Below are 26,600 nucleotides of genomic sequence, written 5' to 3'. Positions count from 1 at the left end.
TGGACCGATAAAACCCACTGTGTCACCCCGTGGCTTGACCTATAGTACTGGACATTTTTTAAAAAGCCCTCGGTGTCATTCCCGCGGAAGCGGGAATCAAGGGTAAAACGAGATAAATTGAGCTTTTGAAAAATCTTAATTTCAAAGATTTTTTACTTTTCAAATTAAGCTTTAAGAAGGCTTTAAAGTAATGGATTCCCGCCTTCGAGGGAATGACATAGAATAAAAATTGTTCGGTACTATAGGCTTGACCGCGGGGTCCATAAAAACAATAAAAAATACTAATAATTTTAGTATTTTTCTGGATCCCGTGGTCAAGCCACGGGATGACAGCGGTGAAATTGATTCACACAACAGGACTTCGCCTTTGCGGAAATGACATTAAAAACTACACAAACTTATAATAAGTCTGATTCTTATCACCTTTACTTATTAAAAGTTTATGTTCTAAACCGTAAATTAAATCTCTACTAGCCGTTGCCGTAGAAATATTTTTATGTACAACTAATATAATCTTTTCTAGAAAACCATTTATCCATTAAATTAACCTTGGCAAATTCCATTCTGGCTAAAGGAGTACTCGCTTCATATACTACATTATTACTATATAATCTTAATGTTACAACTATTTGATTAAGCATAAACTCGATAAATAACGTTGATTCACCGAGTTTATAACATTTGCTTAAGACACTATAATATTCGTTTTGATTATTTCTAATTAAACTTTCAACGGAAATATGCTCAAAAATTTTATTAGTTTGCATTAATAATAATTGTTGCCATAACCTACCGATGCGTCCATTACCATCTGAAAAAGGATGAATAAACTCAAACTCATAATGAAATATACAAGCCTTAATTATTCCGGAAGTACCGTCATTTTTATTTATAAAATCAAATAAATCCTGCATTAATAAAGTGGTCGCGCCCCCGTATTGCAGCTTAGCATGAATAGTCTATAATCCTCAAACAGTAATAAGAGAGAATTATAGTTAAGGAGTTATGACAAGAATATATGTTAAGTGTAGATCAAGAATAGATGTTAAGTGTAGATATTATAACGACACAGAAAAAGTAGTAAAGGCGGGATATTCAATTTCAAAACAACAGAGATATCAATGCAAGCAGTGTAATCGATATTTTTAACTGTAATATATTAATAATGCCTCTAAGCCTGGAGTCAAGACTCAGATAGTAGATATGTCAATCAATGGCTCTGGAGTTAGGGATACAGTAAGAGTATTAAAAGTGGGTATCAATACGGTTATCCGTGTTTTAAAAAAATCTAGCGTTAAAAAAGATAAATCATTCTATCAATACGATAGAAGTAATTATTGCTCCTGAAATAGATGAACAATGGTCTTATGTACAGAATAAATCCAAACAAAGATGGCTTTGGTATTCTTTGGATAAGATTTTGTTAAAAGTAGTTGCTTATACTTTTGGTACAAGATGTGATAGCACATCAGAATCATTACTGAAAAAAACCGGAGGATTTTAAGGTTACTTTTTACTTTACAGATGGATGGGGAAGTTATGCTAGGTTATTAGATCCCAAAAAACACATTGTTAGTAAAAAATATACTCAACGGATAGAACGGGGTAACTTAAATCTTAGAACAAGATGCAAAAGACTGACACGTAAAACAATTTGTTTTTCCAAGTCATTGGATATTCATGATAAAGTCATCGGAACTCTTATTGAACGTATAGCATTTAATATCCACATCTGTAAAATGGAGGTGCGGCCCCCACTACCCAATCCCTCTCGATTGTAGTTTTCCCCAAATCCTTCGCTAGTTCATCATTCTGTTCCTTAAGTCTATTAATTTGCTCTTGATATTCACTAACTACCTTGGCTGGCTCAAATGCTATCGCTGCATTTGATAAAACTACTTCTTTCAATGTGATATGCTATTGCTGCTAACCTCATATTTAGATGATAACTGTGATATTGTTACATCCTCTTTTAATAATTCTAACACTATCCTTGTCTTCTCTTTAGCACTGAAATTCCGTATCTGTTTTCTTGTCATTTTATATCCTATAAGTTATTGCCTGCATTCTAACTTATTACCAAGATACACCAACTATTTTTTGTCCAATTTTTTCAGTTCATTATAGATATCTCTGTTGTTTTGAAATTGAATATCCCGCCTTTACTACTTTTTCTGTGTCGTTACAATATCTACACTTAACATATATTCTTGCCATAACTCCTTAACTATAATTCTCTCTTATTACTGTTTGAGGATTATAGACTATTCACGCTAAACTGCAATACGGGGGCACGACCGCATTATTTACTTCTAAAATATCTTTTTCAGGAGCGAGCACGCGCTTGCCGTTTATTATATCGGTTATCTGCTCTACGCTTAAACTATTTCCTTCAATTGCTAAAGAAGAATGGATAGTTTTAATTTGATTATTTTTGCGAAGTTTTACAGGTTGAGAGTATAGCGTGCTACCTGCTAAAATACCGAGCTCATAAGAAATATCTTGTGGTAATCCCAAGATTTTACTAGTTATTTGAAAAGGTGTTTGTTGTTCATGATATGATACTATCACTGTCTATATTATTTGATACAATTAATAAGACTATCTGCCACAATATCCTCCATCACTCCGATTTTACGGTCTTTTAATTCAACGATATTATTTGCGGCTTTTTTAGGACCGATTATAATTTGATAAGGCGAGCCGATAAGGTCGTGCGTAGCGAATTTACTGCCGGAACGTGCTTCGGTATCGTCATACAATACTTCTATATTTTGATCTGATAACTCTTTATAAGCTTTTGCCGCAAGCTCTACGCATTTACTATCATGAATATTTAAATTAATTAAAGAAACTTTAAAGGGAGCAATGCTAGAAGGCCATATGATACCTTTCTCATCACAATTTGCTTCTATGATAGCCGCCACTAACCTTGAAATACCTATGCCGTAAGAACTCATTTCAACAGGAGTAAGTTTACCATGCTCATCATTAATAAGAGCATTCATATTAACCGAATATTTTGAGCCAATATAAAAAATATGCCCAACTTCTATCCCTTTACTGCTAGTTATTTCTTGTCCAGATATAGGTAATTTATTCACGTCATGCTTTTCTTCGACGGCTGCGTACCAGCCTTTAATTTCCTCTACATCAATATCAGAATTATCTTTTAACGCCTTAAATCTTTTATCGTAATAAATAGTACTTTCACCAGTTTCAGCAATAATATGAAATTCATGGCTTAAATTACCGCCTATCGGACCATTATCAGCAATAACAGGAATAGCAAATACGCCTAAATCCCTGAAAGTATTAATATAAACCTTATACATTTGATTATAAGTTTTTACGGCATTTTCTTCGTTTATATCAAAAGAATAAGCATCTTTCATAAGAAACTCTCGTCCTCTCATAACACCAAAACGTGGTCTAATCTCATCACGAAATTTCCATTGGATATGATAAAGGTTTTTTGGCAAATCCTTATATGACTTAATATTATGACGAAAAATATCCGTAATCATATCTTCGTTAGTTGGGCCAAATAGTAAGGTATTATCGTGACGATCTTGAAATTTTAACATTTCCTTACCGTAATTATCAAAACGCCCCGATTCCATCCATAAATGTGCCGGTTGAATGCAAGGCATTAAGACTTCTAAAGCTCCCGCTTTATCCATATTCGAGCGTACTATATTCTCGATATTCATAAGTACCTTTAAACCGAGTGGAAGCCAAGTATAAATCCCTGCTGCTTGTTGTCTAATCATTCCGCTTCTAAGCATTAATTTATGCGAAGTTACTTGAGCTTCACTTGGTTCTTCCTTTAAAACAGGCAAAAAATATTTTGATAATAACATAGAATTTTTTTAGTTTAATATATAAGCTTGTCATTCTGCGACTCCATATATCATTCTCGCGGAAGCGGGAATCCAGGGTAAAGCGTGATAAATCGAGCTTTTAATTTTAAAAACTTACCGTATTTATGTTTTTTTCTGGATTCCCGCTTTCGCGGGAATGACATCTGTATCCACACAATACCACACAGGAATGACATCACACTATAACAACAAATCACGGCATGATAAAATCGTATTCTACTTTTTAGCAGTAAGGTTTAAAAACTCATGACGATATTTCTGCTGCTCAGCAAATATACCCGTATAATGCATTGTATTCATAAAGCTATTATCTTGCATAACACCGCGCATTGACATACAGCTATGCAGAGCAGAAATCTTAACGGCAACGCCAAGCGGCTTTAAATTCTCTTGCACACTTTCTGCTATCTGTACCGTCATTTTTTCTTGAATTTGTAATCTTTTAGAAAAAACATTTACTATTCGTGCTAGCTTACTTATGCCAACAATGCAATTATCGGGAATATAAGCTATATGTACCGTACCGTTAAAAGGCAACATATGATGTTCGCAAAAAGAGGCGAATCTTATGCCTTCCAACGAAATAAAATCTTGAAAATTACAAGTATCGTAAAATTTTGTATTTAATATTTCCGCTACATCCTTTTCATAACCGGAAAATATTTCCGTATAGCTGTTAATGACCCTATCAGGCGTTTTAAGTAACCCTTCTCTATTTGGATCTTCGCCGATAAATTTTAATAATGTTCTTACCGCTTCCTTAGCTTCTTCTCTAGACGGTTTGGTCATATTCTAATTTTATGCTTTTAAAAAACATTACTTTAACACAAATATATACAAACATCAAGCCGCCTACTATAGAAATCAACCCTCCCCCGCCCATCATTCCCATTAATAGCTTAGCTGACATCGGCATAACGCTATTTGGATCCTTACGCATAACCCCGTAACCACCAGCAAGTGCCAGCCCGACTATATGCAGAATCTGCCCGAATGTTAGGAGGTAGACGGCTATACTCATTATGTCATTCCTGCGTTTCTTTATATCATTCCCGCGGGAGCGGGAATCCATTCTTTCTAATATTTTTTTCTGGATTCCCGCTCCTGCGGGAATGATATTTATACCCAAATAACTATACCCCATGCAAGCAATACTGATCCCTACTATAGAGCCATGATAATGAGCAGGAATTACTACGTTTATACCTGTGATATTCATTGCAATAAGCCCACCGAGTAAGAATAAAGTAATGGAGCAAAGTAAGGTGGTTTTGATTACTTTGTCATTTGATGTCATTCCCGCGAGAGCGGGAATCCATTCTTTTTTTTCTAGATTCCCGCTCTCGCGAGAATGACATAAAGGTGCGTGGAAATAACACACTAACTCAATCCCCATACCGACCAAACATAAAACAGGAGCAATGCCGCCTAGATATTTCATATGATTTGTATAGAATTCTTTAAATGCTCCGTCGATAATGTCATAAGACACATGGCCGAATATAGTAATAATACCAAAAATGAAATTCAAATAAAGTGAGAATAGATAAAATTTTTGGAATTTTAATTCTCTAGCTATTAACTCTCTAAATAAAATAACCCAAATAAATATTAATATTTGGGTATATATAAATTGTAATAAATGACCACCGCTCCAAAAAAGTAATTCATAATAAAATTCTATCTCAATTGGAATAATTTCAATAATATTTTGCAAGCCGTTATAAGACCATCCAAAACAAACGAAACTTAAAATAAACATTATAATAGTTGATAATATGGTAAAATTAACTAGACTATTTAAGTTCGTCCAATCGAAGAGGTATAAAATATTTATTGCATATAATATCAGCGTAACGCCAAATAAGCTTAATCCCCAAATAAATATTATATTCTCAAGCATTGGTATATAATTATTAATCACCGGATTATGCCCTGCTATTGGGGAAATAGCGATCAGGAGAGTAGATAGAGAAGCGAGTTTGCACAGTATGTCGTTCCCGCGGAAGTGGGGATCTAGAAAAAAAAGAATAGGTTCTCGCTTTCGCGGGAATGACATAGAGGATTGCGGGTATGACAAAGACCAAACACTAGCAGTAATAGACAATAACCAAATTAATACTGACAAATTAACATGAATAATTAAAGCGGATTTGAAAATATGCGGATTCGGAAAAAAGCTTGATAATTGTGGGGTACGTAATACCACTAAAATAATTGAGTATAAACCTGCAAGCCCCAAGGATAAAATACCAAGTTTGAGCCAAGAATTAGTTAAGCTATTATTTCGTAATTGAGTAGTGAAATTCATGATAATAAAAAAAATCCTCTTGATTAAAATTCAATTTATTAAGAAATTAACTATTTTTCTTGTAAAAATAAAAGAATTTGTATATAATGCAATACTATAAAATATATTATTGATAGTAGCGTATTATCACCTGCTATTATTTTTTTACCTTATTGCAATTACTTAATTCTTTCTTAAATTTAATATCTTAATAGGGTAAAAATATGCAGAAATAATACTACAAGGTTATGACCTAGGAGGCTTACATAATCAAGAAAATATAGCAACTGTTTATAAAGAAAAAGATATACTGACTTATCTTAATCAAAAAACTCTTTCGGCTAGAGAAATATTTATTTATGCTCGCGGCAATCAGTATTTTTCTGAAGAAAATTTACTTTCACCACCAAATTTAAAATTAGCTCTAAAGAATGATGCTAGTGAATTTGCTCAAAATACAGAAGAAAGTAAACCTAATATTGCACATATATTTTCCTACCATTCAGGTACTGCTCAACATAATATACAAGATGTTAAAGGAAATATTGTGGTGTGTACTTATGCTCCTGCCACTCACACCACAAACGGTTATATAAATGAGTTATTATTTAATATAAAAAAATAACTTTGATAATTTAAATGACTTTATCGTAAAAAATTTACCCTTATTAACAGCGATCGGTTTTGGTATTAGCTATAGCTAGATGACGTTGTATATCCTCTTATTTTTGATAATAGCCTTATCAAAACAATGGATATGACTAGTTTTTCTACATTTTTGCAAGAACAATATATAAAAGTACACGAATTTTATACAAATCTTCAAGGAAAATTTGCGGGTGAACATCCGGAATTATTTCCTGAGTATAATTTCTCTCATAAAATGTCCTACTCAGCAGAAGAATTAAAAAAAGCTTTTAATATAATATTGAATTTAAATAGTGAGAAGTTAAGCTTGCCTGAAATAGAACATCTTCTAGGCCGCACCTCCATTTTGCAGATGTGGATATTAAATGCTATACGTTCAATAAGAGTTCCGATGACTTTATCATGAATATCCAATGACTTGGAAAAACAAATTGTTTTACGTGTCAGTCTTTTGCATCTTGTTCTAAGATTTAAGTTACCCCGTTCTATCCGTTGAGTATATTTTTTACTAACAATGTGTTTTTTGGGATCTAATAACCTAGCATAACTTCCCCATCCATCTGTAAAGTAAAAAGTAACCTTAAAATCCTCCGGTTTTTTTCAGTAATGATTCTGATGTGCTATCACATCTTGTACCAAAAGTATAAGCAACTACTTTTAACAAAATCTTATCCAAAGAATATCAAAGCCATCTTTGTTTGGATTTATTCTGTACATAAGACCATTGTTCATCTATTTCAGGAGCAATAATTACTTCTATCGTATTGATAGAATGATTTATCTTTTTTAACGCTAGATTTTTTTAAAACACGGATAACCGTATTGATACCCACTTTTAATACTCTTACTGTATCCCTAACTCCAGAGCCATTGATTGACATATCTACTATCTGAGCCTTGACTCCAGGCTTAGAGGCATTATTAATATATTACAGTTGAAAATATCGATTACACTGCTTGCATTGATATCTCTGTTGTTTTGAAATTGAATATCCCGCCTTTACTACTTTTTCTGTGTCGTTACAATATCTACACTTAACATCTATTCTTGCCATAACTCCTTAACTATAATTCTCTCTTATTACTGTTTGAGGATTATAGACTATTCATGCTAAGCTGCAATACGGGGGGCGCGACCTGCTTTCTTATAATCTAGCATATTAACCTCTTAATTTTTTTGTGGATTATATAGAAAAAAATTGATAATATCAATAGATAATTAATTTTTTAATGTTATTTAATAAGTAAGTAAAACTCAACGTCATTATTTAGCGATATTGGCTTTATTGCATGACTCGAATTCTTAATATCTCCTCTGCGAAAATAAAGCTTTGTTATGCAGATACTAAATCATCATGAGATAAGTGACTAAAAGAAGCGCGGCAATTACGAAAAAGTCGATCCATGCGGGCAATGCTAAATTGTATGTTTGAATATTAAGAAAAAGTATAATGGATTTAGTGGTGGGTTTGAGAAGACTTGAACTTCTGACCTCACGCTTATCAGGCGTGTGCTCTAACCAGCTGAGCTACAAACCCACAATTAAAGGATATTGTGGATGTGGTGAGCTCGCCGGGATTCGAACCCGGGACCCTTTGATTAAAAGTCAAATGCTCTACCAACTGAGCTACGAGCTCTTAAATATATTTGTACCTGATGTCGTCCCCGCGTAGGCGGGGATCCAGAAAAATAACTTCAATATTGATACAGAAGTTACATGTTTGTATAGAATAAACCTATAAAAACAAGTTTTTTATAGGTTTTACTGGATTCCCGCCTACGCGGGAATGGCATATAAATGAGTTATGCAATAACACCAGCAAGGCTACAGGATGACACCTAAGCATAAAATATATTCAAAAATTATGTTTTACTTTATCGCCGAAAAAGGCTAATCTGTCAACAATTATTTTTTAATTTAAATATAGGCAGTTTATGCGGCATCAGGACGTGGCTATAATTATTCCCTCAAGACTAAGTTCAACTAGGCTTAAACAAAAACCTTTACAACTTATCGGCTCTATAACTTTAATCGAGAGAGTATTTAAACAAGTAATTCAGGCGGACTTTGAACATACATACGTTGCGACCGACTCGGAAGAGATAGCAAACATTATTAAAAAAGCTGGGGGGAAAGTAATATTCACGGATAGTGCTATCCCAACCGGTACTGACCGTACTTACGAAGCTTTTAAATTAATTCCAAATAATCAAAATATTAATTACATAGTTAATGTACAGGGAGATATGCCTTTCATTGAACCTAGCTCTATTTTGAAAATTATAGAGTATTTAAAAAACAGCGAATACGATATTGTTACACCGGTAGTAAAAGTAGATAGGGGATCAGTGGAAGCTAGTAGTAATATTACCGTAGCCGTTGACTCGGCGGGGAAAGCATTGTATTTTTCGCGTAGTCTTATTCCAAACGGTACAGAAGAATTTTTATATCATGTAGGCATGTATGGCTTTCGTAAAAGTGCTTTAGAAAAATTTGTATCTCTTAAGCCAACTTTTTTAGAAAAAACAGAACGTTTAGAACAATTACGTATTCTTGAAAATGGTATGACTATAGGTACATGTCTAGTTGATAATGTTCCTATTTCCGTAGATACGGAAGAAGATTTAAAAAAAGCAATAAAATTTTACGAAAATATTAGTAAAATAGGTTTATAATAAATAATGGTACGTTTCATTTTTGTTACCGGCGGCGTTGTTTCGTCACTCGGTAAAGGTCTAACCGCCGCATCTCTTGCTATGCTATTGCAAGCGAAAGGATTTAAAGTGTGCGTACGAAAACTAGATCCATATCTTAATGTTGACCCCGGAACTATGAATCCTCACGAACACGGAGAAGTATATGTAACGGATGACGGAGCAGAAACCGATCTAGATCTTGGGCATTATGAACGTTTTACCGGAGTTTCCTCATGCAAGTTTGATAGCATAACGACAGGAGCGATATACTCAAAATTACTTAAAGATGAACGTCTAGGAAATTACACCGGCGTCACTGTTCAAGTTATCCCGCATGTTACGAATATAATAAAAGATTTTATACTCTCAAGCACCAAGGGTTTTGATTTTATTATTTGTGAAATAGGCGGTACGGTTGGTGATATTGAGGGTTTACCGTTTTTTGAAGCTATAAGGCAAATCGGTAATGAATTAAAAAGCAGAAATTGTTTATTTATTCACTTAACATTATTACCTTATGTTAAAACCGCCCGTGAATTAAAAACAAAACCTACTCAACACTCAGTTAAGGAATTACGCTCTATAGGTATTTCGCCTAATATGTTATTGTGTCGTGCAGAACGTAACATTTCAAAACGTGAAATGGATAAAATAGCTTTATTTTGTAATATAGAGTCTGAACATGTTATTCCAGCAATAGATCAAAAAAATATATATTTAGTACCGATTGCATATCACAATTCAGGTCTTGACAATAAAGTATTAAAATTTTTTAATACTAATGTTATGCCGTCTAAATTAGATAAGTGGTATGAGATAATTGATAGGCTGAAAAATTCTAACTCTAAAGTAAGAATTGCTATAATAGCTAAATATCATAAATTAAAAGATGCTTATAAATCAGTAATCGAAGCACTTGACCATGCCGGTATTTATTATAAATATAAAATTGATCTAGTATGGATAAATGCTGAAAGTCTAACTGAAGAGGGTATTAATAAAAAATTATTAGGCGTGGATGGAATTTTAGTTCCGGGAGGATTTGGAGAACGAGCAACTGAAGGAAAAATTATAGCAATAAAATATGCTCGCACTAATAACATACCTTTTTTAGGTATATGTCTCGGTATGCAACTTGCGATGATTGAAATAGCTCAAAATTTAATCGGTATTAAAGATGCAGTAACGGAAGAATTTAAAGTAGACGGTACAAAAATTATTGAGAAAATAAATAAAAGCTGTGAAAACTCGAAAATAACTATAGAAAATGTAAAAAAGACTATGCGGCTCGGTTCTTACCCTTGTAGTTTAATACCGAATACGATTGCAGCTAATGCTTATAACAAACTTGAAATAAACGAAAGACATCGTCATAGATATAAATTAAACAATGATTTTCAAAATATTTTTGAAAAAAACGGGATAGTATTTAGCGGTTTTTCTGAAGATAAACAAATTGTAGAAATAATTGAATTACCTTTTTTAAGATGGTTTGTGGGAGTACAATTTCATCCCGAGTTTAAATCTAAGCCATTTGAAGCTCATCCGTTATTTATTCAGTTTGTTAAAGCTGCAATTGAGTATACTCAGAAATAAAATAAAAAAGAGTTACACAAAGTTCAACGAGTATAAAAATAATCAACAATATATGGGGTTATTTTAAAAGACCTTGACATAATTTTTATTATAATCTAGGTTGCATTAGATTTCTTTCTAAATTCGCTTATAAGAAGGAATTTGAAGGAGACACGGAACACAGAACCACAGCGTACACACTAGTACACGAGGATTCGAGTACCGGATCGACGTACAAATTACCTCTAGAAGTAGAGTTTGGGAAGAAATCTAAAAAAATAAGCTCATAGTAAATTAATGGGTACCGTGAATTCTAATTTCACAATGTGGAACAGGGCGAGAAATAGTAGATTTAGACATATCGTATGGCCGATTAGATCGTATGAATTAACCAAATTCATTCCGATGGCTTTACTAATGTTCTTTATCTTACTTAATCAAAACTTAGTTCGTAGTATTAAAGATAGTTTTGTTGTTACCTTAATTAGCTCAGAAGTATTGAGTTTTATTAAACTTTGGGGTGAAATGCCCATGGGTATTTTATTTGTTATTCTTTATTCTAAACTCTGTAATATTATTACTACAGAGCAGGTTTTTAGAATAATTACCGGTACTTTTTTATTTTTCTTCGCAATTTTTGGTTTTGTTCTATTCCCATATAGAGATTTCTTCCATCCCGATCCTGAGTTAATCAAGCACTATACAACACTTCTTCCTCATTTAAAATGGTTTTTAATAATTTGGGGGCAGTGGAGTTTAGTATTATTTTATATTATGGGGGAACTATGGCCAGTAATAGTATTTACCCTTTTATATTGGCAGCTTGCAAATAAAATTACTAAAATCGAAGAAGCACCAAGATTTTACTCATTTTTTACTTTATTTGGACAAACTAATTTACTTATCTCAGGAACTATAATTATTTATTTTGCTAAGAGCAATCATTTCTTACTACCTTTATTTTCCCATCTGCATGATTCAAATGAGATTCTTTTAAAATCATTCATTACGGTTATTTTAATATCCGGATTAATTTGTCTAGCTCTCCATAAATTTATTGATAAGTCAGTTGTAGAAACCGACAAAAATATTAAATTTAAAAATCAAAGAACAGATGTATTAAAATTAAGCTTAGTCGAAAGTGCGAAAGTAATATTAACTTCTAAATATCTTGGCCTTATTTGTCTTCTTGTAATGTCTTATTCTATGAGTATTAGCTTAATAGAAGGGTTATGGATGTCAAAAATAAAACAACTTTACCCTACAACAAAAGATTTTATTTCATATCACGGTGAAGTGTTTTTTTGGACAGGAGTACTTACTTTAGTTAGTGCATTTTTAGGGAGTAGTTTAATTAGAATATGCGGTTGGTTTTGGGGAGCTATTATAACACCAATTATGATGTTTGGAGCAGGCGTTATGTTCTTTTCATTTACAGTTTTTGAAAATCACTTAGAAAATATCGTAAACACTCTTGGCTATAGTTCACCGCTTGTTGTTATAGTTTTTATCGGCGGGCTTTGGCATGTACTTTCTAAATCCGTAAAATATTCGCTTTTCGATGCTACTAAAGAAATGGTTTATATTCCACTTGATAGTGAAATGAAAACTAAAGGTAAAGCAGCTGTTGATGTGATGGGTACTAAAATCGGTAAATCCATAGGTGCTATTATTCAATTTATATCTTTTAGCATTTTCCCAAACGCAGTACATAACGATATAGCCGGATTATTAATGTTTAGCTTTATTATCGTATGTCTATTATGGCTATACGGCGTAAAAGTTTTATCGAAACATTATAATAAGATGATACAACACTAAACTCTTACTAAGAGCGGTTCATGATTTAATATAATATGCTCGATAAATGTAGCAACACTAATAATATACCCAATTACATACTTATCTCTCCGGATATTAGTACCCAATTCCTATCACAATATGTAGAAACGTCTTCAATAGATTCAAATATATCTTTCAGAGAAATAGAGTAAGAGGAGTCGAGTCTTGAACCTCTATTCTATCTATATGAAAAAAAACGTTGCCCCTCGTTAATCCAGCCCGATTCTTTTAAATAATTTTCTAAATTTGTAACTGCTTTGCACATTGACTCTCCTGGTTTAGATACGAAAGAAACACATCCTTTTATCATTTCTTTAATAAACTGCTTTGTAGGAGACATATTTACTTCTTTAAATCCACTATTTTTATGCTGTTCAAATAATAGTTTTGCATGCTTTTTATTACTATAGTTTTTTTTTGAAACTGATGCTTAATTCCGTCACCATGCACAATAAAAAATTCAATAGATGGCTTTATATGATCACATAGATAATCTATTGTACCTTGCTTTGATACTGCCGTAAAATCAGGTGCTACTTTTATTGGAGCTACTTTTACCATAGAAAATAAATTTGTTAGGTTTAAAAGCATAACTAATCCGAGTAATTTCATAATTAAATCCTAAATATTAAAAGACATTAATTAGGGAGATTACTGGAAATTAAAAAAGTTATTACTAATTATTAAAATATATATTATAAATATTTAATAATTGTGATTTTTAAAACAAGTAATTCTTTATAGTTTTAGTATTTTTTGAATCCTCGCTTTTGCAGGGGGTTTTGTTATAACGCTGAGTTTTGAAATTCCTCTCCTGCTAATTCTGTATCAAGCAAATCAAAAGCCTCATCCAAATAATTACTTACCTCATTTTCTGACTCTACTTCCGAATAATCTTCGACTAACCCTAGATTTTGACAAATAGTAACAAGTTTAGCTTTTAAAGCATAACTCTCTTGATTTTCAATATAATCTAATATTATTTTTGAAACAGCTTGGCTACTATCTTTTGCTTTTTCATATTTATTTTTTAGGTTCTGTAATCTATCAACATATACTCTTAACGTCTCTACTTCTTTACTTTGATATATTAAGCCTTCTATTTTTTCAATTCGTTTTATTAGCCGCTCTGCCTTTTCATGCGGTTCTTTACATTGTCTTACTAAATTTGCTTTTGTAAAATTAGTATTAGTATTAGTATGTATTAATAGTGAAAGAATAATTTTGTTTTCTACTGAGTTACGACCACAGTAATGTAATATTTCACTCATCTGTTTATAGTCATTCACCCTAGCATCATATTCAAGTAACATTTTGGCTTTTTCAAAATTACCTGTAACATCTAAAGCAGTATTACCATTCTCATCTTGTATATTAGGATCAACATTTTTTTGAAGTAACTCTTTGAGGTTTGCTAAGTCAGTTACATAATGTAGGGTACTTTTGTTTTTTGCGCTATCTACCACATCAAAACTAACATCTTTACTGTTCTTACTATTAAGATTATTGTTAATACTAATACGTAAATCATGAAACACATCTGGAGCGGTTTTGCATTTTTTTGTATTACCCCCCCTTCCTATACAGGATTTAAAAACATTTATTAACTTAGAAATTTTAGGCATAGTTATCTTCTTTTTTTGATTATTTTATTAAAATTTAATATTTCATGGTATTTCGTTGACTCGGCATTATGTTAATCTATTTTAATGAAGTCAATGTAATTAGTTAATTTTTATAAATTAATCAATTAACCATATAATTTTTAAAATTTAAAAATTCTTTTTTCTTCAATCTATTTGTAATATAGTAAATAGGTATATTTAATTATTGTAGAGGGGCGAATGAAAAAAAATCCAAAAATCTCATTAATAGGAGGCGGTAACATAGGTGGTACGCTTGCTCACTTAATTAGCCTTAGAGAACTCGGTGATATCGTATTATTTGATGTGGCTGAAGGGGTACCGCAAGGAAAAGCATTGGATCTCATGCAAGCCGGAACTTTGCTAGGCTCTGATAGCCAAATAAAAGGTACAAATGACTATAAAGATATTGAAGGGTCTGATGCCATAATTATTACTGCCGGTTTACCAAGAAAACCAGGAATGGGTAGAGACGATTTAATTAGCATTAACACCGGTATTATGAAAAATGTTGCAGAGAATGTTAAAAAATACACTCCTGATGCCTTTGTAATAGTAATTACTAACCCGCTTGACGTTATGGTATATGTCATGCTTAAAGAAAGCGGACTACCTCATAATAAAGTGATAGGTATGGCAGGCGTACTTGACTCATCAAGATTTAACCTTTTTCTTGCTGAAGAATTTAAAGTTTCGGTAAACAGCGTTAATAGTATAGTTCTCGGCGGTCACGGTGATGCGATGGTACCTCTTGCAAAATATTCTACAGTATCGGGCATACCGCTACCTGACTTGATAAAAATGGGCTTATCGAGTAATGAGCGTATTGAAAAAATAATCGATCGTACTAGAAACGGCGGTGGTGAGATTGTTGCATTACTTAAAAAAGGTTCTGCTTATTATGCACCCGCAGCCTCAGCAATAGAAATGCTTGAAGCATATTTAAAAGATAAACGTCAGATTCTAACTTGCGCCGCTTATTTGCAAGGTGAGTACGATGTACATGATTTATATGTTGGCGTGCCTATTATTATAGGTAAAGAAGGAGTAGAAAAAATAATAGAACTACAGTTAACTAAAGAAGAGAAAGCATTATTCGATAAATCAGTCGAGGGAGTTAAAAAACTCATTGAGACGGTGAAATAAATTATAAGGTTATATTTTTAAACATAATTGAAGCACAAATGCAACAAAATTTAAAATATTGAATTAATACTAATTATTAGTATTGTTAATTTAACATAAATGGTATTACAGTTTGGTTTATTTTTATTAATGGAGGAAAATTATGAAAAACAAAAATGAATTAGACAGGCTAATAAGAAATCTTTATTTAATAAAAAACACTAATTTAAATAATATTTTAGAAGCAGATAAATTAGCTATAGCACATACAACCAACTTCATAGAAGCTCTAATAAATAAAATAGATCCTAGAGCACCAGGACCTTATGTTTCTCAGCAAAAGGCTAATTTCAAAGTAGCAAATGATAAAAATATACAAGGGGGGCAGAAAGAAATTTATTTAAAAAACCTACCTATTAGTATCGGTAAAGTTGAAGGCTTTAAGGAAGACGAAAAAGGTAGGAAAACAAAGGCTCAACTCGACGTCCTAGTATCCCCCTCAGATTTTTCAGAATTATTAAGACTAAGTAATTCATTACCGGTCACTAAAGAACAAGGACTAGAAATAACAGACAATATTAATCTATTACAATTGATGGAAGAAATTGTTCAGAAAGTAGGTAAAAAGAACTTAAATATACAGCAAGATACAAAAGTACTTACCTCTCAAAAAAATGAGCAAGCTATAACACACGGTCAACAAAAAGTAGAGCTTAACCTTAAAGAAGAGATAATAAAGCTAAGGGAAGCAGTTCAAGAGACAACCAAAAATCCAACTAATAACGAAGAATTTAATAAGACATCAAAAGAAATTTTAGATTTGATTAATAATATTAACTCTCATCAACCCGCTAGATTACAGGCAGCTAGAAATAAAATCCTGAGTAGCGGAAAAAGTCCTAATACTAAAAATACAAAAATAGCGGGATTTTTTCTTGAACAACATGAATGGGATAAATTTCAAGAATTAAGAGAAAGATTACAAAAAATAAAGGAGCCTAGAGAAAAATTAGATGAAATGAAAAATTTTTATGATGTGATTAATTCATTAGATAAAAATATCATTCTAGGATTAATGAAAGAGAGACAAAAAGTTCAACAAGCTTCCAATCAAAAAGCACAAGAGATTATAAGAAGTAAATTTTTATACCTCGATAATGCTCAGGATTTTTCAGACGGTTTACAAAATTTATTTGAGGAGTTAAAAAATAAAGAAGAGGCAGGGGAACAAGAACTTATAGAAACTTCTAAGGATATACTCAGTAAAAGTATATCAGTAAATAAAAATTACTTTCGTAATACTGATAATTCAAGCGAATTAGATTTGCAATATAAGATGCTGTTAATAGATCATGCAGATAATATCTCTCAAAATATAAAGGAGACTCTAGTCTTATATGCCGGAAGTAATAACGATAATAAGATTGATATATTATCTAAAGAATTAGCAAATAAATTTAAAAATATATCAAATTTAATAAAGCAAAATGAATCGGTGCTACAAAGAGAAACAAGTAAATATTCTCCTTCTTTAGAAACTATGCCTGAAGATTCTGTACCTGAGTTGTCACCGGCAATAGTACATTCCTCAACAGAATTTTTTGCAAAATTGGAAAACTCATTCAATGAACTAGAACAATTCACTGATAAAATATTAATAGATGCCGGCAAATCTTATACACAACAAGCAAATATTAATCCTAAATCTAATAATGTTTCTAGATCTTCTTCTATTGATTCGGGAATCGGCTCAAGTCAAGAAGAACTGTCTACTACATTTGGAAAAAGCAGCTCTACTAATTTAATTGAGGCTCTTGATTTAGCGCAGGCGAAAATTTTATCAAATTCAAATACAGCAAAAGATAAGTTAACGGCAATAAAAGAATTACAAAAATCTACCCAACAAAAAGAAGTAAGTAATGAAAGACTTACTCAGGAGGAAATAGATAATATTTACAAGACACTAGGTATATTTGAAGAAATTAAGGAATATGAAAAGAGTGAAAATACACGTGAGCCTCGCATATTAAATAAAAATTATTATAAGCTAACTGATCCTCGTGAGGAGCGTAGAAGCGATAATGTCGCTTTAGAGTGGGATGATACCGGAATGTTAACTACTGACAATGATTTAGAGTGGGATGATACCGGAATGTTGCCTCCTTCCCAAAGTAGTGCCGTTTTAGACAAATTAAAAGAAGCAGTAGACGGTTATATATCCGAGCTACAAAATGAAAAGCTATCTAAAGAAACAACTCCGAAACAGGTTAATATAGATAATGTTTTACCTAAAATACGCGACTTGTTTAATGATGAGTTATCTAAAGAAACAACTCCGAAACAGGTTAATATAGATAATGTTTTACCTAAAATACGCGACTTGTTTAATGATGAGTTATCTAAAGAAACAACTCCGAAACAGGTTAATATAGATAATGTTTTACCTAAAATACGCGACTTGTTTAATGATGAGTTATCTAAAGAAACAACTCCGAAACAGGTTAATATAGATAATGTTTTACCTAAAATACGCGACTTGTTTAATGATGAGTTATCTAAAGAAACAACTCCGAAATACACTAAACAATCAACCCAAGATAAACCTAAAATATCCACAGGAGCAGTTATCGGTCTAAAAGATAGAATAGCAAAATTTGAAGTAGACTCTGATAGCAAAATCAAAAAATACTGGACAGAAGAAAAGAAACAGACTGTAGAGAAACATTCTCAATATACTCAAGATAAAGATACTATATATCATACAACACCTAAAAAATTGAATATTAACGAAATAACTCATGATTTTAAGTTAAAAGATAACACAAAAGACTTAAAAGATAAGTTTGAAGAAGGCTTTGGTAGTAACATAACAAGATACTGGACATCACCGGAGGAATGGGATAAATGGAAGAAAGAGAAGCAGAAAGGTACAGGGAAAGAGAATGAGCTAATAAGATCTCGTACAAAATTCGCAATAGAGCATTCTAAATATGCTCAATCTAAAGATAATGCACCTAAAAGGCAAATTAAGACTTATATAGAAGCTAGTGAAGATATACATATAAAGGAAGGTAATACACAAAGCTTAAGAGACAAATTTGAAAACTTAGCAAAAGAAGCGAGGCAAATTGGAACACAGGCACAGCAAAAATCCAAATCTTCGAGTAATCCTAGCATAAAACCTACAGGTCGCGGTAAAGACGGAAGAAATATCTAAAGCAATTGATGTTATTCTTGTTTTTGGGTCTGCTGCGTAACTCGTTTATGTCATTCCCGCGTAGGCGGGAATCTAGTAAAACACATAAAAAAATAAGTTTTTTATGTGTTTATTTTGTCAATATTAAGACTATTTCTAGATTCCTGCTTTCGCAGGAATGACATCGGGTAGGTTTTTCGATCCATGCAAGGATAACATTCTACGTAAAACCAATACTGTACTAGTTAATATTACAAGCAAAAATATGAAAAAGCTTAAAGTTAGGGATAGCGACTTAAAATTTTGCCATAATAACATGCTAAAGAAAGGAGTAGTTGAGGATAGAATAATACCACCAAAAGAATGAGATAAACTATAAAGCCTCATTTTAATATTAGTCTTAAATAAAGATTGAACAATAATTTGTAGCGGCACCGCATAAAATGCTGCAAGCCCTATTAATATAACGGGACAGAGAATATTAAATATTTGTTTATATAGCATTATTTGCATTCCTAAAGCAACAATAATGCTGGCAAATAAAGCCCATGCAATCTGTCTTAAAGGATTTATTTTATCGGCAAGTAATCCTGCAAAAACGGCTGATATTCCATAAGTAATAATAAGAGCTATATTTATAAATTTTATTTCAGGATGATTTATAAAAGCTATTTTTGCTAAAAAAACTCCTAAGAAAATTACCAAAAAGTGGTACGCTCCTCCGATGGCACCATTTACTAGTAATGCTATTATAAAAGATAGTTTATTATCTTTTATAATTTGCCACACGGTACTTTTTGATGACGCTCTTAAAAACCCGCTACTTTCTTTAAAAAATCTTCTCATCAAAATAGCAAATAAGCCGAATATTGCACCAATAAGAAAATTAAACCGCCATAAATACAGGATACCGGGATTACTAGCGTAATAATAAGCTATAGCCGCAAGTAATGCACCTATTTGACTACAACATGAAACTATCCCTATATTTAAATTTTTCCTATTATTTCCTGTTTGTTCAGCTACATAAACCTTTATTCCATCAACTTCTCCGGCAAGACTTGCTAAAAATACCATTCGGCATAATGTTAGTATTACTGTAGCAAAAATACCTATCATCTCAAAGGAAGGGGTAATAGCAATTAATCCGGTAGAAATGCTACTTATGAACATGGATATTTTGATAGATTTAGTACGTCCGTATTTATCTCCGATAAATCCAAAAATTAAAGACCCTAAAGGTCGTACTATAGCAGCTGCACTAAGAACGGCAAAAAAACCAAGTAGCTGCTTATCCTGCTCTATATTAGGCAAAAAACTTTGTGCAAGAATACTAGCCGATAAACCGAATAAAGCATAATCGTAATAACGGATGATCGTTGTAAAAAATGCAACTAAAAGGGCTGGGTTGAACATATAATATTTTCTTTTTGCGGCAACATCATATGATACCAACTCTTTAGGCTGTGTGAAAGAAAATTAATTTAATATATTTTACTATTGTAGTTTTAATTATAATATTTTATATTTGGTGTATATTTAATTTTAACTATTTAAAGAATATGCACTCAGAGTACAGAGTTGCTATATCTGAAAATGACAAAATAAATATTCCTGCAAAAATTCGTGATCAATTGCATCTTTCTTCAGGAGATCAGTTAATGCTAATACTTGATAAAGGATTAACATTAATTCCTCTAAAAAATAAAATTAAAGAATTTCAAGCATTAGTAAAGGCTCTGTCCAAGTAATCATACGCGTCATGTTAAGGAGTGTTTATAAGTTTAAGAGAAGATAAAGTAGATTTTTTTGTTTTCCTATATTTATCTTTTAAACAAAAATTTACCCAAGCTATTCGTAAATTTTTAAAGAAGTGGTAGCGCCCCCGTATTGCAGCTTAGCATGAATAGTCTATAATCCTCAAACAGTAATAAGAGAGAATTATAGTTAAGGAGTTATGGCAAGAATAGATGTTAAGTGTAGATCAAGAATAGATGTTAAGTGTAGATATTGTAACGACACAGAAAAAGTAGTAAAGGCGGGATATTCAATTTCAAAACAACAGAGATATCAATGCAAGCAGTGTAATCGATATTTTTAACTGTAATATATTAATAATGCCTCTAAGCCTGGAGTCAAGACTCAGATAGTAGATATGTCAATCAATGGCTCTGGAGTTAGGGATACAGTAAGAGTATTAAAAGTGGGTATCAATACGGTTATCCGTGTTTTAAAAAAATCTAGCGTTAAAAAAGATAAATCATTCTATCAATACGATAGAAGTAATTATTGCTCCTGAAATAGATGAACAATGGCCTTATGTACAGAATAAATCCAAACAAAGATGGCTTTGATATTCTTTGGATAAGATTTTGTTAAAAGTAGTTGCTTATACTTTTGGTACAAGATGTGATAGCACATCAGAATCATTACTGAAAAAAAACCGGAGGATTTTAAGGTTACTTTTTACTTTACAGATGGATGGGGAAGTTATGCTAGGTTATTAGATCCCAAAAAACACATTGTTAGTAAAAAATATACTCAACGGATAGAACGGGGTAACTTAAATCTTAGAACAAGATGCAAAAGACTGACACGTAAAACAATTTGTTTTTCCAAGTCATTGGATATTCATGATAAAGTCATCGGAACTCTTATTGAACGTATAGCCTTTTAATATCCACATCTGTAAAATGGAGGTGCGACCAACTTCCTGATTTATTTTTGATATAAGGCAGTTAGATATAGCATGAAAAATTATAATGCCACATAGCTTAGCATAAAGCTCACATAATGCCCTAGATGAATCACTTTTTCCTTTAAGAGATTCTATTTAAAATGACTTTTATATAACCTAAATAATAACTCAATTTGCCATCTTGCTCTATATATCGTTGCTATATGCTTGATACTGACTTGACTCTCAGGAATATTAGTAATAAATATTGACCAATCAAGTAAATTTTGATTTCTTTGAGAAGACTTATAGCCACGTGCTTTTGCAAGTGTATTCGCCTTCCTTTTCCTGATATCAGATTGTTCTTTTGTAAGCTTATGGCAGACGATCCTAACCGGTAGTAATGATTCCTTGCTAAGTAAAATATCACCTTGTCAAAAAGTTACTTTCTCTAATAACTCAAGTAAATCTAATTTATTTCTAGCTCTATCATATATATTAGTATCAGTCTTGTAACGACTAATAAAATAAGCGCCTTTAGCACTTAAGGAACTAAAAGACTTAGGAACAAAATACCCTAAATCTGCTATCAATAAATCATTAGGATTAATATCCTGTAAATAATCTTTATAACCTTGATCTGATCGTGCCCCCGCAAGAATATCTATGTTACTTATTGTTTGTGTTGAATAATTATATAATGTGCAGCTTGATCGAAGCTTTTACTCTACGCTCATGATCCTTAAATCCTGACCCATGCCCCTTATATAATCTTTCCATATTGTCGGGCAATTTTATATTGCTGCTATCAAGTAACTTAACGTTATTAAATTTCTGTAATATCCCGCAATCAAGCTTAAAACTATTTGCAAATAAACCGATATTTTCTCATACATACTCCTCATAAAATCCACTGCAGAGTTACTAAATCTGAAATCTAGGCCTTGCTTACTTATTATTACTGATTCTTCATGTAATAATTGACACATTCTTTCTATGTTACAATCAGCATCACTCAAATTACCCAATACTAATGCTTGTGCAAACGAACAGCCGGTTAATCCTCTTCTCCCCTTGATAAAACCGCTGCTAATTGCAACTCTGATAGCTGTTTCTGTTAAAAACTCTTTGACTCTATTCGGTAGTTTTGTTATATTTTTCATTGTATAAGTCCCTGGCCGCACCTCCATTTTGCAGATGTGGATATTAAAAGGCTATACGTTCAATAAGAGTTCCGATGACTTTATCATGAATATCCAATGACTTGGAAAAACAAATTGTTTTACGTGTCAGTCTTTTGCATCTTGTTCTAAGATTTAAGTTACCCCGTTCTATCCGTTGAGTATATTTTTTACTAACAATGTGTTTTTTGGGATCTAATAACCTAGCATAACTTCCCCATCCATCTGTAAAGTAAAAAGTAACCTTAAAATCCTCCGGTTTTTTTCAGTAATGATTCTGATGTGCTATCACATCTTGTACCAAAAGTATAAGCAACTACTTTTAACAAAATCTTATCCAAAGAATATCAAAGCCATCTTTGTTTGGATTTATTCTGTACATAAGGCCATTGTTCATCTATTTCAGGAGCAATAATTACTTCTATCGTATTGATAGAATGATTTATCTTTTTTAACGCTAGATTTTTTTAAAACACGGATAACCGTATTGATACCCACTTTTAATACTCTTACTGTATCCCTAACTCCAGAGCCATTGATTGACATATCTACTATCTGAGTCTTGACTCCAGGCTTAGAGGCATTATTAATATATTACAGTTGAAAATATCGATTACACTGCTTGCATTGATATCTCTGTTGTTTTGAAATTGAATATCCCGCCTTTACTACTTTTTCTGTGTCGTTATAATATCTACACTTAACATCTATTCTTGATCTACACTTAACATCTATTCTTGTCATAACTCCTTAACTATAATTCTCTCTTATTACTGTTTGAGGATTATAGACTATTCATGCTAAGCTGCAATACGGGGGCACGACCTCATTTTTCGACCGCTGTTGACAAGGTAGAGTTAGATTTAAGAGAGTCAGCAATTAATTTCGCACCTTCAACCCCTATTTGGTTACCATAAAGATAAAGAGTTGTACCGTCCTTTCTTAGGCTATCAGCTTGCACCTGTAATCCTCTTTTTTCTAGAAATTCTATTAATCTCTCATGCGGCGTTTTTGTTGCTGCTACTTCTTGCGGTACTTTCAATTTAAACATAATTATATCCTTATTAAATTCTATAAATCTAATATTTTATTAAAAATTAGCTTATAGATAGAATCTAAATGGAGAGTTTTAAGAATGCAATAGAAATTTAATTAGAGGTATGAATAGATGAGTTGAGGTTGTTTTAAGAAGAATACAAAGTTAGTTGTTATAATATTTAAAATTCGGGGTTTATAAAGAGATTTAATATAAAAATTAGACATTTTGAAACATACAGGGAGTATTTAAGGTTTTTGCTGAATTTCAAAAAGCTTTGAAACACTTATAGGAACTGGTGGAGATGAAGGGAATCGAACCCTTGACCCTCTGCGTGCAAAGCAGATGCTCTACCCCTGAGCTACATCCCCGATTATTTATTGGTGAGGTCTTTGGAAGTGAAAATATTAAGATAAACTTTTAACTAGCCCCCAAGGTAACGGTTGTCCGTGACTCCCTACGACTAAATCTCCGGAAGATTCATATTCGGCAGCGAGAAAAGAATTTTGAGCAGCAATAAGCTTTACCGGTTTGATTTTCTGACCGTTATGAAAATATTCTTTCGCTTGTTCCCTAGATGTCGGGTTATTTTTGGAAGCGGTTTTTGCTTTAGCTTTAGACATATACTATTAATTTTTTTCTTAAACTTGTGAGGAATATAAAACTTTTTCCTAAACTTGTCAATAACTACCGTCAATTATTATTTGGCATTTCCTAGAAAAAGTTACGTCATTGCGAGAAGAATTACAATGCAACTCGACGGAGCAATCCAGTTAAAAATTCTGATTTATAGAATTTTTTTAATCTTTTTCTGGATTGCCGCGTTGCTTCGCTCCTCGCAATGACGGTTCGGATATCCACGCAGCCTACTGCTGCTCGCAATGACGTTTTGATATCTACACAAGCAAGCCTTTCATAGGAATAACACCCGCTCTCCTTACTGATTAATTCTTGCTGCACAGATTCTTTAGAATATTTCTTTCAACTTTTCTACTCTATCGATTAAATATAAAAGCTGTTCTTTTGTAATTTTATAGTTTTTATCATATCTCGCATCAACATATGCTTTTTGAAGAAACTCAAAACATTCTTTTTGTTCGGGAGTTGCTATAGGAAACACTTGCAATAACTTACTATTATAATTTTTTGCCATACTCCCTAATTCTTCTATATCATGCAATTTAGGTTTATAATTAGAAAAAACTAATAAGATAGTGCTATACAAACTTTCGGTAGCTTGATGTAGTTAAAAGCGCATTTATTTAAATTACCTTTTAGTAAAATATTATGAACATCAATAAGACATTCATTAGCATGTTTAAACCATTCTTTATGGTAATCCTTAGCAATTTCTTTCAACTCGCTCCAAGGTAAATCTTTAGCTTCGCTTAAGGTAAATTCCTCGCTATCGTATAAAAGAATACCTTCTTTTTTTATATCCGTATAAAAATAACGTCCTTTTTCTAACTGCCTATTTACTTCATCTGTTGATTCAAGAATTGGTCGCACCTCCATTTTGCAGATGTGGATATTAAAAAGCTATACGTTCAATAAGAGTTCCGATGACTTTATCATGAATATCCAATGACTTGGAAAAACAAATTGTTTTACGTGCCAGTCTTTTGCATCTTGTTCTAAGATTTAAGTTACCCCGTTCTATCCGTTGAGTATATTTTTTACTAACAATGTGTTTTTTGGGATCTAATAACCTAGCATAACTTCCCCATCCATCTGTAAAGTAAAAAGTAACCTTAAAATCCTCCGGTTTTTTTCAGTAATGATTCTGATGTGCTATCACATCTTGTACCAAAAGTATAAGCAACTACTTTTAACAAAATCTTATCCAAAGAATATCAAAGCCATCTTTGTTTGGATTTATTCTGTACATAAGGCCATTGTTCATCTATTTCAAGAGCAATAATTACTTCTATCGTATTGATAGAATGATTTATCTTTTTTAACGCTAGATTTTTTTAAAACACGGATAACCGTATTGATACCCACTTTTAATACTCTTACTGTATCCCTAACTCCAGAGCCATTGATTGACATATCTACTATCTGAGCCTTGACTCCAGGCTTAGAGGCATTATTAATATATTACAGTTAAAAATATCGATTACACTGCTTGCATTGATATCTCTGTTGTTTTGAAATTGAATATCCCGCCTTTACTACTTTTTCTGTGTCGTTATAATATCTACACTTAACATCTATTCTTGATCTACACTTAACATATATTCTTGTCATAACTCCTTAACTATAATTCTCTCTTATTACTGTTTGAGGATTATAGATTATTCATGCTAAGCTGCAATACGGGGGGCGACCAAGAATTATTGATATGCGTGAGTCATATGGGATAATTTGAGGCTTTATTACCCCTGTCTTTTTTAATTTTGTGTATATTGTATCTTTTAATCTTAAAGCAATATATCCTTTATATTTACCTTTCTTCAGGATTATCAAAATATCAGTATCACTGTGATAACCGTTAGGTAAATCACGCACCCAATCGCCTCTAGCAAACGAACCATATAAGGTAATCATAGCGATTTTATTTTGTGCAATATCTAAAATTTGGCTTACTATATAATTAAGTCTAACTAGGATATGCAGAGATCGATCGGGTAAAGTTGTTTTCATCGTTATTGCTCAACAAATATAGATTTTGTCATTGTAAGCACTAGTCGTCATTACGAGGAAATTACGGAAGTAATTGACGAAGCAACCCAGTTAAAAATGAATAGCATTTTTTGTTATTTTTCTAGATTGTCACATCGCTTCGCTCCTCGCAATGACGGTT

24 protein-coding genes, 3 tRNA genes and 11 pseudogenes are annotated in these 26,600 nt (G+C 32.3%); 12 read left to right on the top strand and 26 right to left on the bottom strand.

The window, feature by feature from the left end:
- Positions 1-388 precede the first annotated feature (388 nt).
- Positions 389-923: pseudogene (locus AAGD46_RS03160) on the bottom strand (Fic family protein); the annotation flags it as partial.
- A gap of 280 nt (positions 924-1,203) precedes the next feature.
- Between AAGD46_RS03160 and AAGD46_RS08865 the strand changes: the two are divergent.
- From AAGD46_RS08865 to AAGD46_RS08855, 3 genes and pseudogenes are all read left to right on the top strand, one after another.
- Positions 1,204-1,347, top strand: a complete 144-nt coding sequence (locus AAGD46_RS08865) for an IS1-like element transposase (protein ID WP_341786690.1) — start codon at positions 1,204-1,206, stop codon at positions 1,345-1,347.
- Complete coding sequence (locus AAGD46_RS08860) at positions 1,304-1,504, top strand: IS1 family transposase (protein ID WP_410525965.1); 201 nt, start codon at positions 1,304-1,306, stop codon at positions 1,502-1,504. Before AAGD46_RS08865 ends, AAGD46_RS08860 begins: the two co-directional genes overlap by 44 nt.
- Before the next feature lie 55 nt (positions 1,505-1,559).
- A pseudogene (locus AAGD46_RS08855) lies at positions 1,560-1,781 on the top strand (IS1 family transposase); the annotation flags it as partial.
- Here AAGD46_RS08855 and AAGD46_RS03150 read toward each other — a convergent pair.
- The 5 genes and pseudogenes from AAGD46_RS03150 to AAGD46_RS03130 form a co-directional block, all read right to left on the bottom strand.
- Positions 1,720-1,908 (bottom strand): hypothetical protein, encoded by a 189-nt coding sequence (locus AAGD46_RS03150; protein WP_341787719.1) that lies wholly within the window; start codon positions 1,906-1,908, stop codon positions 1,720-1,722. The pseudogene AAGD46_RS08855 and the gene AAGD46_RS03150 overlap by 62 nt on opposite strands.
- Before the next feature lie 387 nt (positions 1,909-2,295).
- Positions 2,296-2,555: pseudogene (locus AAGD46_RS03145) on the bottom strand (Fic family protein); the annotation flags it as partial.
- Between the two features lie 24 nt (positions 2,556-2,579).
- Complete coding sequence (gene proS, locus AAGD46_RS03140; protein ID WP_341787718.1) at positions 2,580-3,863, bottom strand: proline--tRNA ligase; 1,284 nt, start codon at positions 3,861-3,863, stop codon at positions 2,580-2,582.
- A 237-nt stretch (positions 3,864-4,100) separates the two neighbouring features.
- A complete protein-coding gene (folE, locus tag AAGD46_RS03135; protein WP_341787717.1) occupies positions 4,101-4,673 on the bottom strand; it encodes a GTP cyclohydrolase I FolE in 573 nt (190 codons plus the stop codon).
- Complete coding sequence (locus AAGD46_RS03130) at positions 4,657-6,195, bottom strand: cbb3-type cytochrome c oxidase subunit I (protein WP_341787716.1); 1,539 nt, start codon at positions 6,193-6,195, stop codon at positions 4,657-4,659. The genes folE and AAGD46_RS03130 overlap by 17 nt, the downstream gene beginning before the upstream one ends.
- A gap of 736 nt (positions 6,196-6,931) precedes the next feature.
- Between AAGD46_RS03130 and AAGD46_RS03125 the strand changes: the two genes are divergently transcribed.
- On the top strand, positions 6,932-7,228 hold the full coding sequence (locus AAGD46_RS03125) for a hypothetical protein (protein WP_341787971.1): 297 nt from the start codon (positions 6,932-6,934) through the stop codon (positions 7,226-7,228).
- Here AAGD46_RS03125 and AAGD46_RS03120 read toward each other — a convergent pair.
- The 3 genes and pseudogenes from AAGD46_RS03120 to AAGD46_RS03110 form a co-directional block, all read right to left on the bottom strand.
- A pseudogene (locus AAGD46_RS03120) lies at positions 7,195-7,877 on the bottom strand (IS1 family transposase); the annotation flags it as partial. The gene AAGD46_RS03125 and the pseudogene AAGD46_RS03120 overlap by 34 nt on opposite strands.
- A 406-nt stretch (positions 7,878-8,283) precedes the next feature.
- Positions 8,284-8,360: transfer RNA gene (locus AAGD46_RS03115), tRNA-Ile, on the bottom strand.
- Positions 8,361-8,383: 23 nt separating this feature from the next.
- Positions 8,384-8,459: transfer RNA gene (locus AAGD46_RS03110), tRNA-Lys, on the bottom strand.
- Between the two features lie 298 nt (positions 8,460-8,757).
- Here AAGD46_RS03110 and AAGD46_RS03105 point away from each other — a divergent pair.
- The 4 genes and pseudogenes from AAGD46_RS03105 to tlc2 all read left to right on the top strand — a co-directional run bounded on the left by AAGD46_RS03105 (position 8,758) and on the right by tlc2 (position 12,915).
- A complete protein-coding gene (locus AAGD46_RS03105; RefSeq protein ID WP_341787715.1) occupies positions 8,758-9,498 on the top strand; it encodes a 3-deoxy-manno-octulosonate cytidylyltransferase in 741 nt (246 codons plus the stop codon).
- Between the two features lie 6 nt (positions 9,499-9,504).
- Entirely contained in the window at positions 9,505-11,115 is a 1,611-nt protein-coding gene (locus AAGD46_RS03100; RefSeq protein ID WP_341787714.1) for a CTP synthase, read from the top strand.
- Positions 11,116-11,222: 107 nt separating this feature from the next.
- Positions 11,223-11,366, top strand: a pseudogene (locus AAGD46_RS03095) (palindromic element RPE1 domain-containing protein); the annotation flags it as partial.
- A gap of 25 nt (positions 11,367-11,391) precedes the next feature.
- Entirely contained in the window at positions 11,392-12,915 is a 1,524-nt protein-coding gene (gene tlc2 / locus AAGD46_RS03090) for a nucleotide exchange transporter Tlc2 (protein ID WP_341787713.1), read from the top strand.
- Between the two features lie 199 nt (positions 12,916-13,114).
- Here the strand turns inward: tlc2 and AAGD46_RS03085 are convergent, their stop codons facing one another.
- The 3 genes from AAGD46_RS03085 to AAGD46_RS03075 form a co-directional block, all read right to left on the bottom strand.
- On the bottom strand, positions 13,115-13,276 hold the full coding sequence (locus tag AAGD46_RS03085) for a hypothetical protein (protein ID WP_341787712.1): 162 nt from the start codon (positions 13,274-13,276) through the stop codon (positions 13,115-13,117).
- A 2-nt stretch (positions 13,277-13,278) separates the two neighbouring features.
- The gene (locus AAGD46_RS03080) at positions 13,279-13,527 is read right to left on the bottom strand and encodes a hypothetical protein (RefSeq protein ID WP_341787711.1); all 249 of its coding nucleotides are present in this window, start codon (positions 13,525-13,527) and stop codon (positions 13,279-13,281) included.
- 194 nt (positions 13,528-13,721) lie between these two features.
- The gene (locus tag AAGD46_RS03075; RefSeq protein WP_341787710.1) at positions 13,722-14,561 is read right to left on the bottom strand and encodes a hypothetical protein; all 840 of its coding nucleotides are present in this window, start codon (positions 14,559-14,561) and stop codon (positions 13,722-13,724) included.
- Positions 14,562-14,780: 219 nt separating this feature from the next.
- Between AAGD46_RS03075 and mdh the strand changes: the two genes are divergently transcribed.
- The gene (mdh, locus tag AAGD46_RS03070) at positions 14,781-15,725 is read left to right on the top strand and encodes a malate dehydrogenase (RefSeq protein ID WP_341787709.1); all 945 of its coding nucleotides are present in this window, start codon (positions 14,781-14,783) and stop codon (positions 15,723-15,725) included.
- 3,016 nt (positions 15,726-18,741) lie between these two features.
- Positions 18,742-18,921, top strand: coding sequence for a hypothetical protein (locus AAGD46_RS03065; protein WP_341787881.1), 180 nt, complete (start codon positions 18,742-18,744; stop codon positions 18,919-18,921).
- A 135-nt stretch (positions 18,922-19,056) separates the two neighbouring features.
- Here AAGD46_RS03065 and AAGD46_RS03060 read toward each other — a convergent pair whose 3' ends face one another.
- Complete coding sequence (locus tag AAGD46_RS03060; RefSeq protein ID WP_341787708.1) at positions 19,057-20,316, bottom strand: MFS transporter; 1,260 nt, start codon at positions 20,314-20,316, stop codon at positions 19,057-19,059.
- A 146-nt stretch (positions 20,317-20,462) separates the two neighbouring features.
- Between AAGD46_RS03060 and AAGD46_RS03055 the strand changes: the two genes are divergently transcribed.
- Both AAGD46_RS03055 and AAGD46_RS03050 read left to right on the top strand, forming a co-directional pair.
- Positions 20,463-20,651, top strand: a complete 189-nt coding sequence (locus AAGD46_RS03055) for an AbrB/MazE/SpoVT family DNA-binding domain-containing protein (RefSeq protein ID WP_341787707.1) — start codon at positions 20,463-20,465, stop codon at positions 20,649-20,651.
- Between the two features lie 206 nt (positions 20,652-20,857).
- Positions 20,858-21,577, top strand: a pseudogene (locus tag AAGD46_RS03050) (IS1 family transposase).
- 152 nt (positions 21,578-21,729) lie between these two features.
- Here the strand turns inward: AAGD46_RS03050 and AAGD46_RS08850 are convergent.
- The 13 genes and pseudogenes from AAGD46_RS08850 to AAGD46_RS03005 form a co-directional block, all read right to left on the bottom strand.
- Positions 21,730-22,239: pseudogene (locus AAGD46_RS08850) on the bottom strand (IS4 family transposase).
- 132 nt (positions 22,240-22,371) lie between these two features.
- A complete protein-coding gene (locus AAGD46_RS03045) occupies positions 22,372-22,740 on the bottom strand; it encodes a hypothetical protein (protein ID WP_341786757.1) in 369 nt (122 codons plus the stop codon).
- A gap of 43 nt (positions 22,741-22,783) precedes the next feature.
- Positions 22,784-22,948 (bottom strand): annotated as a pseudogene (locus tag AAGD46_RS08845) (IS1 family transposase); the annotation flags it as partial.
- A gap of 157 nt (positions 22,949-23,105) precedes the next feature.
- Positions 23,106-23,159, bottom strand: a complete 54-nt coding sequence (locus AAGD46_RS08840) for a hypothetical protein (protein WP_410525954.1) — start codon at positions 23,157-23,159, stop codon at positions 23,106-23,108.
- A gap of 1 nt (position 23,160) precedes the next feature.
- Positions 23,161-23,304: an IS1-like element transposase gene (locus AAGD46_RS08835; protein ID WP_341786690.1), complete on the bottom strand. Its 144-nt coding sequence runs from the start codon at positions 23,302-23,304 to the stop codon at positions 23,161-23,163.
- Positions 23,305-23,584: 280 nt separating this feature from the next.
- Complete coding sequence (locus AAGD46_RS03035; RefSeq protein ID WP_341787706.1) at positions 23,585-23,809, bottom strand: leucine-rich repeat domain-containing protein; 225 nt, start codon at positions 23,807-23,809, stop codon at positions 23,585-23,587.
- 281 nt (positions 23,810-24,090) lie between these two features.
- A tRNA-Ala gene (locus tag AAGD46_RS03030) sits at positions 24,091-24,165 on the bottom strand.
- A gap of 36 nt (positions 24,166-24,201) precedes the next feature.
- On the bottom strand, positions 24,202-24,417 hold the full coding sequence (locus tag AAGD46_RS03025; protein WP_341787705.1) for a hypothetical protein: 216 nt from the start codon (positions 24,415-24,417) through the stop codon (positions 24,202-24,204).
- 344 nt (positions 24,418-24,761) lie between these two features.
- Positions 24,762-25,294 (bottom strand): annotated as a pseudogene (locus AAGD46_RS08830) (HEPN domain-containing protein); the annotation flags it as partial.
- Between the two features lie 31 nt (positions 25,295-25,325).
- Positions 25,326-25,490, bottom strand: a pseudogene (locus AAGD46_RS08825) (IS1 family transposase); the annotation flags it as partial.
- A gap of 157 nt (positions 25,491-25,647) precedes the next feature.
- Positions 25,648-25,701: a hypothetical protein gene (locus AAGD46_RS08820; protein WP_410525954.1), complete on the bottom strand. Its 54-nt coding sequence runs from the start codon at positions 25,699-25,701 to the stop codon at positions 25,648-25,650.
- A gap of 1 nt (position 25,702) precedes the next feature.
- Positions 25,703-25,846: an IS1-like element transposase gene (locus AAGD46_RS08815; protein WP_341786690.1), complete on the bottom strand. Its 144-nt coding sequence runs from the start codon at positions 25,844-25,846 to the stop codon at positions 25,703-25,705.
- A 279-nt stretch (positions 25,847-26,125) separates the two neighbouring features.
- Positions 26,126-26,440 (bottom strand): annotated as a pseudogene (locus AAGD46_RS03005) (nucleotidyltransferase domain-containing protein); the annotation flags it as partial.
- Positions 26,441-26,600: the final 160 nt, after the last annotated feature.

This window comes from Rickettsia endosymbiont of Cantharis rufa (assembly GCF_964026445.1).
Taxonomy (GTDB): domain Bacteria; phylum Pseudomonadota; class Alphaproteobacteria; order Rickettsiales; family Rickettsiaceae; genus Rickettsia.
Note: the sequence above shows the minus strand (reverse complement) of the source record. Positions and strands in the feature narration are given on the sequence as shown.

What these genes read in the sequence shown, in the direction of transcription:
- tlc2 (WP_341787713.1), top strand. Translation starts at nt 11,392, where the DNA reads ATGGGTACCGTGAATTCTAATTTCACAATGTGGAACAGGGCGAGAAAT.
- AAGD46_RS08865 (WP_341786690.1), top strand. Translation starts at nt 1,204, where the DNA reads ATGTCAATCAATGGCTCTGGAGTTAGGGATACAGTAAGAGTATTAAAA.
- AAGD46_RS03130 (WP_341787716.1), bottom strand. Translation starts at nt 6,195, where the DNA reads ATGAATTTCACTACTCAATTACGAAATAATAGCTTAACTAATTCTTGG.
- AAGD46_RS03055 (WP_341787707.1), top strand. Translation starts at nt 20,463, where the DNA reads ATGCACTCAGAGTACAGAGTTGCTATATCTGAAAATGACAAAATAAAT.
- AAGD46_RS03080 (WP_341787711.1), bottom strand. Translation starts at nt 13,527, where the DNA reads ATGCTTTTAAACCTAACAAATTTATTTTCTATGGTAAAAGTAGCTCCA.
- AAGD46_RS03125 (WP_341787971.1), top strand. Translation starts at nt 6,932, where the DNA reads ATGACTAGTTTTTCTACATTTTTGCAAGAACAATATATAAAAGTACAC.
- folE (WP_341787717.1), bottom strand. Translation starts at nt 4,673, where the DNA reads ATGACCAAACCGTCTAGAGAAGAAGCTAAGGAAGCGGTAAGAACATTA.
- AAGD46_RS08835 (WP_341786690.1), bottom strand. Translation starts at nt 23,304, where the DNA reads ATGTCAATCAATGGCTCTGGAGTTAGGGATACAGTAAGAGTATTAAAA.
- AAGD46_RS03035 (WP_341787706.1), bottom strand. Translation starts at nt 23,809, where the DNA reads ATGTTTAAATTGAAAGTACCGCAAGAAGTAGCAGCAACAAAAACGCCG.
- AAGD46_RS08815 (WP_341786690.1), bottom strand. Translation starts at nt 25,846, where the DNA reads ATGTCAATCAATGGCTCTGGAGTTAGGGATACAGTAAGAGTATTAAAA.
- AAGD46_RS03100 (WP_341787714.1), top strand. Translation starts at nt 9,505, where the DNA reads ATGGTACGTTTCATTTTTGTTACCGGCGGCGTTGTTTCGTCACTCGGT.
- mdh (WP_341787709.1), top strand. Translation starts at nt 14,781, where the DNA reads ATGAAAAAAAATCCAAAAATCTCATTAATAGGAGGCGGTAACATAGGT.
- proS (WP_341787718.1), bottom strand. Translation starts at nt 3,863, where the DNA reads ATGTTATTATCAAAATATTTTTTGCCTGTTTTAAAGGAAGAACCAAGT.
- AAGD46_RS03105 (WP_341787715.1), top strand. Translation starts at nt 8,758, where the DNA reads ATGCGGCATCAGGACGTGGCTATAATTATTCCCTCAAGACTAAGTTCA.
- AAGD46_RS03045 (WP_341786757.1), bottom strand. Translation starts at nt 22,740, where the DNA reads ATGAAAAATATAACAAAACTACCGAATAGAGTCAAAGAGTTTTTAACA.
- AAGD46_RS03025 (WP_341787705.1), bottom strand. Translation starts at nt 24,417, where the DNA reads ATGTCTAAAGCTAAAGCAAAAACCGCTTCCAAAAATAACCCGACATCT.
- AAGD46_RS03060 (WP_341787708.1), bottom strand. Translation starts at nt 20,316, where the DNA reads ATGTTCAACCCAGCCCTTTTAGTTGCATTTTTTACAACGATCATCCGT.
- AAGD46_RS03075 (WP_341787710.1), bottom strand. Translation starts at nt 14,561, where the DNA reads ATGCCTAAAATTTCTAAGTTAATAAATGTTTTTAAATCCTGTATAGGA.
- AAGD46_RS03085 (WP_341787712.1), bottom strand. Translation starts at nt 13,276, where the DNA reads ATGTCTCCTACAAAGCAGTTTATTAAAGAAATGATAAAAGGATGTGTT.